At 59.6% G+C, this 13232-nt stretch carries 10 protein-coding genes; 8 read left to right on the plus strand and 2 right to left on the minus strand.

Features of this window, described 5'->3' with window-relative positions; genetic code table 11:
* Window positions 1–388 precede the first annotated feature (388 nt).
* The 6 genes from dsrO to V8Z78_RS00380 all read left to right on the plus strand — a co-directional run bounded on the left by dsrO (window position 389) and on the right by V8Z78_RS00380 (window position 8650).
* A complete protein-coding gene (dsrO, locus tag V8Z78_RS00355) occupies window positions 389–1237 on the plus strand; it encodes a sulfate reduction electron transfer complex DsrMKJOP subunit DsrO (RefSeq protein ID WP_046462453.1) in 849 nt (282 codons plus the stop codon).
* 13 nt (window positions 1238–1250) lie between these two features.
* Complete coding sequence (nrfD, locus tag V8Z78_RS00360; RefSeq protein WP_046462454.1) at window positions 1251–2291, plus strand: NrfD/PsrC family molybdoenzyme membrane anchor subunit; 1041 nt, start codon at window positions 1251–1253, stop codon at window positions 2289–2291.
* 106 nt (window positions 2292–2397) lie between these two features.
* Window positions 2398–5589: a tetrathionate reductase subunit A gene (locus V8Z78_RS00365; RefSeq protein WP_046462455.1), complete on the plus strand. Its 3192-nt coding sequence runs from the start codon at window positions 2398–2400 to the stop codon at window positions 5587–5589.
* 726 nt (window positions 5590–6315) lie between these two features.
* On the plus strand, window positions 6316–6990 hold the full coding sequence (locus V8Z78_RS00370) for a hypothetical protein (RefSeq protein ID WP_004340813.1): 675 nt from the start codon (window positions 6316–6318) through the stop codon (window positions 6988–6990).
* 79 nt (window positions 6991–7069) lie between these two features.
* A complete protein-coding gene (locus tag V8Z78_RS00375; protein WP_349730677.1) occupies window positions 7070–7777 on the plus strand; it encodes a hypothetical protein in 708 nt (235 codons plus the stop codon).
* A 333-nt stretch (window positions 7778–8110) separates the two neighbouring features.
* Window positions 8111–8650, plus strand: a complete 540-nt coding sequence (locus tag V8Z78_RS00380; RefSeq protein ID WP_046462456.1) for a DUF1697 domain-containing protein — start codon at window positions 8111–8113, stop codon at window positions 8648–8650.
* Between the two features lie 88 nt (window positions 8651–8738).
* Here the strand turns inward: V8Z78_RS00380 and V8Z78_RS00385 are convergent, their stop codons facing one another.
* Window positions 8739–9368 (minus strand): DUF2625 domain-containing protein, encoded by a 630-nt coding sequence (locus V8Z78_RS00385; RefSeq protein ID WP_039051052.1) that lies wholly within the window; start codon window positions 9366–9368, stop codon window positions 8739–8741.
* A gap of 115 nt (window positions 9369–9483) precedes the next feature.
* On the minus strand, window positions 9484–9906 hold the full coding sequence (locus V8Z78_RS00390) for a VOC family protein (protein WP_349730678.1): 423 nt from the start codon (window positions 9904–9906) through the stop codon (window positions 9484–9486).
* A gap of 438 nt (window positions 9907–10344) precedes the next feature.
* Between V8Z78_RS00390 and V8Z78_RS00395 the strand changes: the two genes are divergently transcribed.
* Both V8Z78_RS00395 and V8Z78_RS00400 read left to right on the plus strand, forming a co-directional pair.
* A complete protein-coding gene (locus tag V8Z78_RS00395; RefSeq protein WP_349730679.1) occupies window positions 10345–11262 on the plus strand; it encodes a LysR family transcriptional regulator in 918 nt (305 codons plus the stop codon).
* A gap of 169 nt (window positions 11263–11431) precedes the next feature.
* The gene (locus V8Z78_RS00400) at window positions 11432–13063 is read left to right on the plus strand and encodes an ATP-binding cassette domain-containing protein (RefSeq protein ID WP_349730680.1); all 1632 of its coding nucleotides are present in this window, start codon (window positions 11432–11434) and stop codon (window positions 13061–13063) included.
* Window positions 13064–13232: the final 169 nt, after the last annotated feature.

Genomic DNA, 13232 nt, shown 5'->3' on the forward strand with positions numbered 1-13232 from the left:
AAAGCCGTTCAAGGCTCCAAACCAATCTGTTTGCTGCAGCAGCCTTTACGTTGGCGCAGCAGAGCGACCTCAGCCTGAGCTCAGGCATGCCGTGCATGCATAGCTTGACCTCCAGCATCTGCCGCCAAGCAAAGTGGATTACATACGGCAACACACTGATTGCTTAACAGTTCATTAATAAAGTGGCTGCATGCTCGGCAACAAGTCATCTGCTTGCGGGAGTTCCATTCAAAAAACGCTTAAGCAAGCGAAGACTTGACTCAAATCAAGTGGCGCAAACGGCAACTTTTATATAGTCAATTAGACATAAAAGATATTAATTTAATACTCTTTTATGTTTAAAGCATCAGGGTTTTCTGGTGCCAGTGCGACGATGAAAGGAAGGGCCATGCCACTTCAGAAACGAGAACTCTCCGACTGCGCAACCAGCAGTTCGGCCTGCACCTGCAGCACTCCATCCATTACCCAGGCACCTCAGCAGGCAGTGACTGCGCCCACCAAGCGCGGTTTTTTGCAGGATTTGATTGCCATGGCCGCCAGCCTCGGTGTTGTGGGCAGCGCCCGCGCAGCGCTGCCCGGCGACCCCAGCTTCCAGCCCCTGCGCCGACCCGGCATGCAAGGCAAGCGCTTCGGCATGCTGGTCGATATGCGCAAATGCATTGGCTGCCAGGCCTGCACAGTGAGCTGCTCGGTCGAAAACCAGCCCCCCATCGGCCAGTTCCGCACCACGGTGCTGCAATACGAAATCGACCAAGCCGGCGACACGGCTGCCGCCATGGTCAGTCTGCCGCGGCTATGCAACCACTGCGACGAACCGCCTTGCGTGCCCGTCTGCCCGGTGCAAGCCACATTTCAGCGCACCGACGGGATTGTTCTTGTCGATAACGAGCGCTGCGTGGGCTGCGGCTATTGCGTGCAGGCCTGCCCCTACGACGCGCGCTTCATCAATCACGAAACGCAGACTGCCGACAAATGCACCTTCTGCGAACACCGCCTGGAAGCCGGTCTGCTGCCCGCCTGCGTGGAAAGCTGCGTGGGTGGCGCGCGCGTGATTGGCGATCTGAACGACGCGCACAGCGAAATCAACCAGCGCATCAATGCTCACAAGGACGATATCAAGGTCCTCAAGCCCGGCATGAAGACCAAGCCGCACGTCTTCTACATCGGTCTGCCCGATGAGTTTGTGAACGGTGTCGATGGTCAGGCCACGGTTCGCCTTGTTGCCGAACATCTGTGAAAGGAGTGCCCTCATGCAAATCATTGAACTCCTGACCCCAGCCTACGAAGCGGCATGGTTGCCATGGGCCGTGCAGTATTTCTTTCTGGTCGGCATGGCCACGGGGGCCGCACTGCTGACTTCAGCCTGTGCGTTCGGGCCGGCCCAAGGCTTGCTCCAGCGCCTGCTGCCCACAGCGGTGCTGGTGCTGGCCATGAGTGCGATTGCCGCACCGGTGGCCCTGCTGGCCGACCTGCACCAGCCTGCGCGCTTCTGGCATTTCTATGCCCACCTCACGCCCTGGTCGTGGATGAGCCTGGGTGCCGTGCTCATGCCCACGTTTGTCGGGCTGTGCGTGTTGATGTGCGCGCTGTGGTGGCTGGGCAAGCAGCGGTTGATGCGCCTGCTGGTGCCTGTACTGGTGCTGTCCACGCTCAGCATCGTGGTCTACACGGGCGCCGAAATCATGGTCATCCGATCGCGCCCGCTGTGGAACACGCTGTGGGTACCGATCAATCTGGCACTCAGCGGCTGGCTGGCCACCGTGGGCATGGGCTTTGTGCTCTACCGCTTTCTGCCCCGATCCTTGCAGCCCGATGCTGCAGCCCTGCAAGGGCTGCGCAATCTGGGCCTGTGGCTGGCCACCGGCCTGATCGCCAGCGCCCTGACCTGGGGAATTGCCGGCATCGCGGGCCAGAGCCCTTCATTTGACATGGCTGTGCGCCTGTTCAATGAGTTCCCCGTCTGGCGCATCTCCATGCTTGGTTCGGCCGTGTTTGGAGCAGCCGTGGTGATGGCCCTGCTGCGCGGCGAGCATCGTCTGGCAGCCAAGGGCTACACCCTGGTGCTGGGCACCGGCCTGGCGGCATCTGCCTGGGCCTTCCGCTGGGCACTATTCATGGGCGTGCAGGGCGTGCCCAAATTCGGCGCCGGCCTCTATCTCTACAGCATGCCACTGGGCGGTGACGGCCTGATGGGCATGCTGGGCATGGCAGGCCTGTGCGTGGCACTGGTTGCGCTGACCACCTGGGCGCTGGAGCTGTTTCCGGTACGCAAACGAGCGGGCACTGTTTAAGAATCAAGCCAAATACGCCTAAAACGCAATATCAGCAAGCGCTTGCAGCTATCAATATCATAGAACCACTGCTGCGCCTGCCCTTCCCCATACCAAGGGCAAGACCATGAATGACAAGAAACTCTCCCCTGAACAATCACAAGACATCGAGGTCGATCGCACCGATGCCAGCCGCCGCCGCATGCTGCTGCGCGGCGGTGCCGTCGCAGGCGGTCTGGCAGCTTTTGCCGCAGGCTATGGCGAAACCGTGGCCAAGGGAGCCAAGGGGCTGATCACCGGCAGCTCGGGCAAAGCCACCCAGAGCGCCACGCGCGGCAACTCGCTGATGCCCGAATTCCGCATCGACCCCGTCAGTGGCAAACTGACGACCCAGCCCGGCCAGGTGGTCAGCCCCTCCTCGTGTCTGGGCTGCTGGACGCAGTGCGGCGTGCGTGTGCGCGTCGATACTGCCGACAACCGGATCATCCGTATCGCCGGCAACCCTTATCACCCGCTGGCCACCACCCACCCCGCGCCCATGGAAACACCGGTTCGCGAGGTCTACGCCATGCTGGGCGGTGACAACGGACTGGAAGGACGTGCCACCAGTTGCGCCCGTGGATCGGCCATGCTCGAGCACCAAAAAGCACCGCACCGCGTTCTCAAGCCGCTCAAGCGCGTTGGTCCACGCGGCTCCGGCCAGTGGAAGAGCATCACGCTCGAAGAGCTGGTTCAGGAAATCTGCGAAGGCGGCGATCTCTTCGGCGAAGGCCATGTGGATGGCCTGCGCGCCATCCGCGACGTCAACACGTTGATCGATGAAGCCAATCCCGAATACGGCCCAAAGTCCAACCAATTGCTGGTGACGGAGGCCGCCAACGAAGGCCGTACTCCGCTGGTCAACCGCTTTGCCAAACAATCGTTCGGCACCATCAACGTGTCCAACCACGGCTCTTACTGCGGCCAGACCTACCGGGTGGGCACGGGCGCGGCGCTGGGCGATATGGCCGGCATGCCCCACGGCAAGCCGGACTGGAAGAGCTCGCGATTTGGCCTGTTCATAGGCACCTCGCCGGCTCAGTCTGGCAACCCATTCCAGCGCGTGGGCCGCGAGCTGGCCGAAGCCCGCTCGCGCGGCGAGAACACCTATCGATACGTGGTGGTCTCGCCCATGCTACCCACATCGTCCAGTCATGCGGCAGGTGACAACAACCGCTGGCTGCCCGTCAAACCCGGCAGCGACCTGGCACTGGCCATGGGCCTGATCCGCTGGATCATCGACAACGAGCGCTATGACAAGCAGTTTCTGACCCAGCCCGGCCCCGCAGCCATGGCTAGCGTTGGCGAAGCCAGCTGGAGCAACGCCACCCACTTGCTGGTCAACGAGCCCAAGCATCCGCGCTACGGCCAGTTCCTGCGCGGCGCAGATATTGGTCTGCCCATGCCAGATCCTATCGACGAAAAAACACCCACCGAAGATGTGTATGTGGTGCAGCTGAACGATGGCAGCCTGGCCGCTCATACCGTGGCCCAACCCGCCGAACTGGTTGCCGAGCGCAAATTCACACCCATCAAGGCTGCCGACGCCACCGAAGAGCCTGCGCCTATCGCCGTCTGCACCGCCTTTGTCAAACTGCGCGCCGAAGCACACAGGAAGACGCTGGAGGAATACGCGACCCTGTGCGGCGTGCCCGTCAAGGAGATCGAGGAGTTGGCGCGCGAATTCACCAGTCATGGCAAACAGGCCGTGGCCAACTCGCACGGCGGCACCATGAATGGCTCGGGCTTTTACACCGCCTATGCCATTGCCATGCTCAACAACCTCATCGGCAACCTCAATGTGCGCGGCGGCTGGGTCATGGATGCCGGCCCGTTCGGCCCCTTTGGCCCGGGACCGCGATACAACTTTGCACAGTTTGAAGGCGCAGTCAAACCCCGGGGCGTGGCCCTGTCGCGCACCCGCTTCCCTTACGAAAAGACCAGCGAATTCAAGCGCAAAAAGGAAGCGGGTCAGAACCCCTACCCCGCCAAGGCGCCCTGGTATCCCGCGCCTGGCGGCCTTTCCAGCGAGATGCTGGCCGCCGGCATGCTGGGCTACCCCTACCCGGTCAAGGCCTGGATCAACCACATCAGCAACCCCATCTACGCCATGTGCGGCTTCGAGAATGCGCTGGCAGACTCGGTCAAGGACGTGAAAAAGCTACCGCTGTTTGTCTCAGTGGACCCCTTCATCAACGAGACCTCTGCTCTGGCCGACTACATCGTGCCAGACACCGTCACCTATGAGAGCTGGGGCATTGGCGCGCCCTGGGCCGACGTCGTAGCCAAGAGCAGCACAGTGCGCTGGCCCACGGTAGAAGCCGCCACGGCCAAAACGGCAGACGGCCAGGCCATCAGCTTCGAGACCTTCATCTTTGCCGTGGCCAAGCAATTGGGTCTGCCAGGTTTTGGCAAGAATGCGATGAGCACCAAGCAAGGCGAGCTGCTGGACCTGGAAAACGCCGAAGACTTCTACCTGCGCGGCATGTGCAATATCGCCTATCAGGCGGGCAAGCCTGTACCCGAAGCCAGCGATGACGACATAAAAATCACCGGCCTCGAGAAATGGATGCCATCGCTGGAACAGCGTGTCGCCCCCGAAGAAGTGCGCCGCGTCGCCATGGTCATGAGCCGTGGCGGCCGCTTCGACAAGGTTGAAGACGCATGGACGGACGACCAGCTCAAGCTGCAGGCCAAGTTCCCGGCCACTTTCTGGCACGAAGGTCTGTCCAGGATGCGCCACTCCATGACCGGCGAACGCTACAGCGGCTGCCCCACCTGGTACCCCACGCGCCTGGCCGACGGCTCGGACATGCGCCAAGTGTTTTCCGAACAAGACTGGCCGCTGACCATGACCAGCTACAAGTCCAACTTGATGAGCAGCATGTCCATCGCCGCCTCACGCCTGCGCCAGGTGCACCCGCACAATCCTGTGGGCATCAACAAGGCCGACGCGGCAAAACTGGGCATCGCCAATGGCGACCACATCGAACTCAGCACCCCCGGCGGCAAACTCCAAGGCGTGGCCCTGGTACGCGCTGGTATCGCGCCCGGTGCGATCGCCATTGAGCACGGCTACGGTCACAAGCAACTGGGCGCCGTGGCCCACAAGGTTGACGGCCAGCCCACCCATGCCAACCCACAGCACGGCAATGGCGTGAATCTCAATGCTCTGGGCTTTGTCGATCCGACCCGACCTGCCAAGGACAATGTCTGGATCGACTGGGTATCGGGGGCAGTGGTCAGGCAAGGGCTGCCAGTGAGAGTGAGAAAGGCTTGATAAGGGCCTAAAGCTCTGGCGGGCGATCGGGATGGAAAGTCCCGTCGCTCGCGCCTACGAGGGATGGCATTGAAACGACTGCCAACAACTTGCGGCGATATCTTGAACCTGGCGAGGAGCAACCGTATTGCCGACCATTGGCTTGCAACAAGAATCTGGGCCGGATTAGGCTCGCCCCGACATCGGACATGACAAACCACAAGCACCACTCCTGAGTGATCGTCTTTCAGCTTCTCCGAAAACTCAAAAAAGGTAATAAATCCACGAAATACTATTCAATCAAATGGGACAGTACATTATTTACAATTAAAAACCACTGGATATTGGTATTAAAAATCGAGAAGAACAAGATTGCTTTCTTCTCGGAAAATATTCGTATACAGCCATCTCAATATAGACAATTATATTGTTTTGAAACTTACACTTATAAACAATAATGGAATCATCTGATTTTGCTTCATTGTTGATAGCAATGTAGTTCTATATTTCAATAAATTGCACAAATAACGATAGCAGATCAACAGAATCCTAATTCGTGCCCAAACAAGGTATTTCTGTTTTCATCCGGCTTATTGAAACTGCCATTAACCGAAAGAACGTTTTGGAACAGGCATCTGCGACGCCAAAACGCAACTCCGGTTGGCATTGATCATTGTGCACTGGCAAATGGTCTTTCGCCTGAATTCATCCCCGTGGTCTGAGAACTCGCTATTCAAAGGAATGATCATGAAAAAGTCTTTGATTGTCATGGCGGTTGCTGCCTTGGCTGGTGTGGCATCTGCTGCGACCAATACGGGGACCAATGCGTCCTCAGGAACTTATTCCTCGGTTGCCAGCTCCGGCACAGGCAGCGCTGTGAGCTTCAATAGTGCGACGGCCAGCGCTCAAGCAAGCGGCTTTGGAACCAGCACCGGCACCACCGGCTCTTGGGGGCCTGTGGCCTCGGGGCAATCGAGTGTCGGCGGAAGCGCCTCCACCACAGGAACCGTCAGCAGTCTTGCTGCGACCAGCGGAGGCGGCGTTGCCGGCGGCTACGGAACCACCAACGCCAACGCACATTCGGACGTAGGTAGCAATTACCTCGGCCACGCTCCCGGCAAGTTGGTCAGCGGTGGCGCCGGAGGCTACGCCAACTCGAGCACCAACAATGTGGCTGGAACTGCATCCATCGGCAACGGCATTGCGGTGGTGAACAGCACTGCCCATACCAACTCCAACTTTGGCGGGAACTCACAGGCGATCTCGGGCCCGGGAGGAACCTCGACCAGCAATAACTCCGGCGCCTCCTCTGTCGGCAACGCGACAACTACCGGCTTCAGCCTGGGCACAGCCTTCGGAGGCTCCAATGGTGGTGGAACTTCGGGCAATGCTTATGGATGGGCGAACTCGGCCGCCAACTAGATAAAGTCCGTGAACTCAGTTGTATTGCCCCCGAGTTGAGGCGTCCCAAGTCAAGACTCGGGGACAAAGGAGAAACAGCATGAAAGCCTCAATAGCCTTGCTAAGCCTTTGTGTCCCTTTGTGCAGCTTTGCGCAGAATGCCGATAGCAGTGCACAAAGCCTCTCCAGCTCCTCGTCAGTGGGAGCACAACAGAATCAATCCATCACCATCGTGAATCCGGTTGCCGCGGCGGACAGCCGATCAGTATCCAGCATCGAAAGCAGGTCGACCTCAAGCTCGGATCAAAACATCACGACCAGCGGAACCACCACCCAGAATCTGAACAACACGGTATCCGGGACATCCAGGAACATCGTCGAGTACACAGGTACTTACACCATGAAAAACGTTCCCAGCGTGAACGGCCCCAATCTCACGACCAGCAATGACACCTGCATGGGCAGCAGCAGCGGCAGTGCCAATGGCCCTGGCTTTGGCGTGAGCTTCGGCACAACCTGGACGGACGAGCATTGCAAACGCCTGAAAATGAGCCGTGAGCTCTGGAACAAGGGCATGAAGGCAGCTTCTCTGGCAATGGACTGCATGGATCCCGCCGCTCGCGTGGCACTGGAGATCACGGGTTCTAAATGCCCGCAATCCATGACTGCAGACGAGCGCCGCAACAACTACGGGCCGGATGCTTCGGCACAAGGCAGTCCTGCACCGTCTACCACGCAGGCCGTTTCTGGCACCGGTCTCGAGCAGGCAATCGAGTCCAGGCAAACGGCAAGCCTCTATCCGAACTGACGAGCGCTCAGGCCAATCCTGGCGGGCGGCACAAGGGCAGCCTGAGCCTGGGCGAATTCTGTGAAATGCAGCAGCAATCCGTGCAATGACCAGGGCTCTGGTCCAAGCCAAACACGGTTGGTGCTGCTGCGGAATCTCTGTCTCGTGGAAGGGAAAATCCATCTCAGCCTGATCCATTGTGGACTGCAAGTCCTCCTGAATCCTCTCCATCCAGGCAAACCTAATCTCGCGGGCTGTTGCGATACGCTAGCATCCTCTTTGCGCCTTGGTGCTCCGTCACATCGTGTGGGATTTCTCCGCCCGCCCCTTCGAGATCCGCTCCATTTATCAGTCATGCCCATCTATGTCGCTCTGCTGCGGGCCGTCAATGTCGGCGGAACCGGCAAACTCCCCATGACGGAGTTGAAGTCCATGTGCGAGGCCGAAGGGTTTGCGCAGGTACAGACCTATATTGCCAGCGGCAATGTGGTGCTGGATGCAGATTGCACCGAGCAGCAGCTCAAGTCGGCATTGGAGCGACGCCTGGCCAGTTATGCGGGTAAGCCCGTGGATGTCATCGTGCGCACGGCCCGGGAGATGACGGAGGTGCTGGCCAACAACCCCTTTCCCGAATCCCCGGGCAACCGCACTGTTGCCATCTTTCTCGATGAAGCACCACCAACAGACGCGCTGACCCAGATCAAAGGCCGCAACGACGAACAACTGCAGTTGGGACGGCGCGAGATCTATGTGGCTTATGGTGCTGGAATGGGCAGTTCCAAGCTCAGGATTGCAGCAGCTGCCCAAGGTACGGCCAGAAATATCAACACGATTGCCCAATTGGTTGAAATGGCGGCAGCACGCCATGAAGTTGCGACACGGAAAAAGCGCTGATACCCGCTTGAGCCTGTCGCACGCAGGCGGTGAAAGCGGCACAGCCACCTGACATCTCATCCTTTGTCTTGGCTCAGGCAGGCTCCTTCTATCCACTCTTGCTCATGAATGCATAGTGTTCTGCTGCCGGTACCGGCTTGCGTGCACTCGAATGTATGGAGCCCTGCTCCGTGAAGAGAAAAGGATAGAAGCTCATGCAAGCATCATTGCCCATGCCGGCCACCTCGGCTTCCCAGCCTTCCCAACGCAAATCACGGTAGAAGTCGCGCAGCCCACCTGTGAAAGCCCATTGCACAAAAGCCGTATGCCCCATCTCCAGCGATTCCCAGGCCCAGGTGTCCGGAGCCAGGTAATGGACAGCCCCCAGATCCTCGCCCAGGGCCCCGCCATTAATGGCAAAGAATCCACCCACGGCATCGTCGGCAATCAGCAAAAATCCGCTGCTGCGCGCGCGATTCCACGCCGCGAGATCGCGTGTGAGCCTGGGATGCCCCGAGCCCAGCATTCTGAGCCAGCCCCCGTCGATGAGAATTCCACCGGTTCCATGAGCCATGGCCCCCAGAGGCGAGCGTGTCGTGACCTGCAAAGCAAGCAACACCGAGTCTCTCTGAGCCGACGGAGGAAGACATTCGACAGGAATGCTCGCATCCTGCGCCCAGGCTTGTATCAGCGACAAGGCCGGCTCGTCGCGCTCCAAAAGTTCTGCCAGTGCACGCATCGATCTCCTTTGATGCAAAAGTCAACAACATCGGAATTCTGACATTTGATCTTGGTATCCAGAAGCCTCGTGAAAGGCTTCAAATCGGTGCATGGCTCGACATTGACTTGATGGCTCATTCGCCAGGCATCGGCTTCGGCTGCTGGCTGACGCTTGGCAGTGTCTGGAGCGCTTGCTCCGAATGAGGATGTGACTGATTCAGCCCTATGGTGCAACCAAAGGGGTCAAGCAGCATTGCCGCAGCTGCACCAAGGCTTGTGACAATAGGACCTCGGTACAAAACTGCCCCTCTTTGTTCAAGTTCCCGTATCGCCTCCTGCAGATCAGCCACCTCCCAATAGACTGTCGCCCCGCCGGCTCCACCCGGACACTTGCTGTCCTGCGGATGGAAACCAATCAGGCATCCCGGCGTCCTGATAAAAGCGTAGTGATGATTCTCATATTGCACCTCGGCCTGAAACAATTCGGCATACCAGATAGCAGTGGCATCAATATCTTGGACAAACAGCACGACGGATTCAATTTGCTTCAGCAACATAAGCTCTCAAGGACTCTGCAAAACAGCGGTCCACAAAATATAGCGCTGGCCTGGTGCTAAAAGCAGCCGATATGCAGAAACCGAGATCTTCTGAGAAGCATGCCGCACAGGAGCCAGGAGCAACCGATCTCCGAGAATGTCGCTTCCTCCTCACCCTCCATGGGGCGGCACCCTGAAGCCCGCCCCTACTCGCGCCTCGGCACGCTCCAGCAAATTCCGGACTTGTGCCAGCCAGCGCTGTGCGCGGGCCTCCCCGGATCTTGCTGCTTCAAGCCCGTGCTTGGGCCCAGTTGCAGCCCTGTCATCCAATACGTCATAGCCCGTATCAGGGTCTTCACTTCGATGATTTTTCATGGTCGGTCAATGGTCTTGGGCCGCCAAACATCTGTAAAGTTGAATGATCTGACTATTCAGTTCAGAAAATCTGACTCAAAGTCCATGCGAAACCTGAATCTCGATCAGCTGCAGACGCTGATTGCCATCGCCGATCTCGGTACCTTTGCCGCAGCAGCCCAGGCGCTGCATCTGGCACCACCTACGGTCAGCCTGCACATCAAGGAGCTGGAGGCACGCATGAACGCCACGCTGTTGCTGCGCGGCAGGCGCCAGGCGGAGCTGACATCGGCCGGCCAGGTGCTGGTGCAGAAAGGACGCAAGCTGCTCGAGGCCGGCGACGACCTGATCGATCAGGTGCAGCGTCACGCCAGCGGCCGCGCCGGCCTGATCAAGGTAGGCGTATCGGCCGGGGTCAATATCCGGCTGTTTCCGCTGATGCTCGACGCCCTCAGTCGTCACAGCCCGGGCATTGACATCAAGCTGGAGGCTGTGGGCTCAGCCGACTCCATGCAGCGCCTCAAGGCCGGAACTCTCGATATCGGCCTCGTTGCCAGCCCGCAGGCGGAGACGGCCGAGATCATGCTCACGCCCTGGCGTAACGATCCCATGGTGGCACTATTACCTGCCGCCTGGGAGGTCCCCGAGCGGATCAGCCCTGAATGGCTGGCAAGTCGCCCCTGGGCCTGCTTTGCTTCCGCCACGCAGATGCACGGTCTGATTGCTGGCTGGTTCGGCCAGGCAGGACTGAGTCCTCGCCCGTTCATTGCGTTGACCTATACCGAGGCGCTCAAAAGCCTGGCGGCAGCCGGTCAGGCTGCAGCCCTGCTACCGCTGGAGGCCATGGAAGAGCAGCAACAACAGAGCAGCGTGCAGATACGGCATCTGTCACCCACCTTGATGCGCCCCATGGCCATCGCCCATCGCCAATTGCCAACGCTGAACCCTGCGGTCGCCAGCGTGCTGGCAGTGCTGGCGAAGTTTGGCAATCAGGCAGCGGCATCCACGCCACGCCTTGCTTGACCTCAGCGCCGCACTGCCTAAAATCGATCCCTTCAACCTTCCAACGAGGCTCTTCACCCATGCGCCATTGATGCTGCCGTCTGATTGACGGCCACCTCCCCTCCTCCCAATCGCTGCCACCCACATGTGCAGCCTGGGGATGTTAGGCATCAACCCATCGCATGGTTCTATGACAGAAGCTCGCCTGACGCTGCATGGCGTCTCCTACACGCTGCCCAATGGGCGGCCGCTCTTTTCCAATCTTTGCTGCAGCTTCAGCTCACAGCGCACGGCACTGGTGGGCCGCAATGGCGTGGGCAAAACCGTACTGGCCCGCATCCTGGCTGGCGAGCTGCCTCCCGGCTGCGGCGGCGTGACGTGTGCGGGCCGCATTCACTATCTGCCGCAAAACCCTCTGGCATCCCGTCCAGATCTGAGCATCGCTGCACTGGCAGGCCTGAGCGACACGCTGCTGGCACTGGAGCGTATTGAGCAAGGCAGCTGTGAAGCCAGCGACTACGAACTGCTAGCCGAGCGCTGGGACATACGTCAGCAGTTTCGGATGCAGCTCGAGCGGATCGGCCTGCCTCCGCTGGCACCGCAAACACCTGCCAGCCAGCTCAGTGGCGGCCAGGCCATGCGCGTGGCGCTACTGGGTGCACAGCTGTCCCTGGCCGACTTTCTGATTCTGGACGAGCCCAGCAATCATCTGGACGCTGCCAGCCGCTCTGCCCTGGCGCAGCAACTGCAGCAATGGCGCAGCGGCCTGCTGCTGATCAGCCATGACAGAGTCTTGCTGGAGGTCATGGACTCAGTTGCGGAACTGACCCCCAGCGCAATCAACATCTACGGCGGAAACTACTCTTTCTACAGAGAAGTCCAGTGCCAGAAAAACCAGAATGCACAAGACGAGCTGGCCCGCCTCAAGCTGGAACGCAGCCGCGCCGAGCAGGCCTTGCGCACGCAGCACGAACGCCAGAGTCGCAGGCAGGCACGTGGTGAAAAGCTGGGAAAGAACGGCAATCAGGCCAAGATTCTGCTTGACGCAGGCAAGGAACGCGCCCAGAGTTCGGGCGGCAAGCTGACCACCCAGCAGGCCTCAACGCGCGAAGCCCTGAACCAAAGCGTGCGCGAGGCCGCCCTGGCACTGCAGCGCCAGGTGGACTGGCAGGCCGACAGCATCCACTGGCATGCGCCTCAAGAGCCGAGAAGCCAGGGAGACCGCATCATTGCCGAGCTGCGTGATGTTCAACTGCCCCATGTTGGGCCGCACCCTCCTCTGAACCTGGTGCTGCGTGCCGGTCAGCGCATGGCCGTCAGCGGCCCCAATGGCTGCGGCAAGTCCATGCTGTTGCAACTGCTGGCCGGGCAGTTGCAACCGCTGAAGGGCGAGTGCTGCCTGAAAGCGCCGTTTGCAATGCTGGACCAGCACCAGAGTCTGTTGCAAGCCGAATCACCGGTGCTGAGCCAGTTACTGGCCGCCAGTCCGCGTACACCCGAGTCGCTGCAACGTATGCGGCTGGCACAGGTCGGGCTGGATGCTCGCCATATCGATCAGCCTAGCGGGCAACTCAGCGGTGGTGAACGCCTCAAGGCCGCCATGGCCTGCGCGCTTTACCGTGACGAGCCGGCGCCATTGCTGCTGCTGGACGAACCCGACAACCACCTGGATCTGCCATCCCTGCAGGCGCTAGAGAGCATGTTGTGCCAATACGCGGGCACGCTGATTATCGTTTCGCACGACACCATGCTGCTCCGTGCGCTGAAGTTGACGCACCAGCTGAGCTTTGCCGCTGAAACATGGACATTGACAACGCTCTGATCACTGCAACCGGCTCTGTCACCGTCATTGCCAACTGACAGGGGCAGCTCTCGGTTGGGTCTCGGTTGTGCAACGCTGTGCATCCTGCCCACAGTTCGGCAATGCACGAGGCACCTGTGCACACCATGCTCCCGAGCTCCCCGACCATTCACGTGCTTGCCCCCTGTTT

Origin of the sequence: Comamonas sp. wu1-DMT (assembly GCF_040187805.1) — a bacterium.
Classification (GTDB): domain Bacteria; phylum Pseudomonadota; class Gammaproteobacteria; order Burkholderiales; family Burkholderiaceae_C; genus Comamonas; species Comamonas thiooxydans.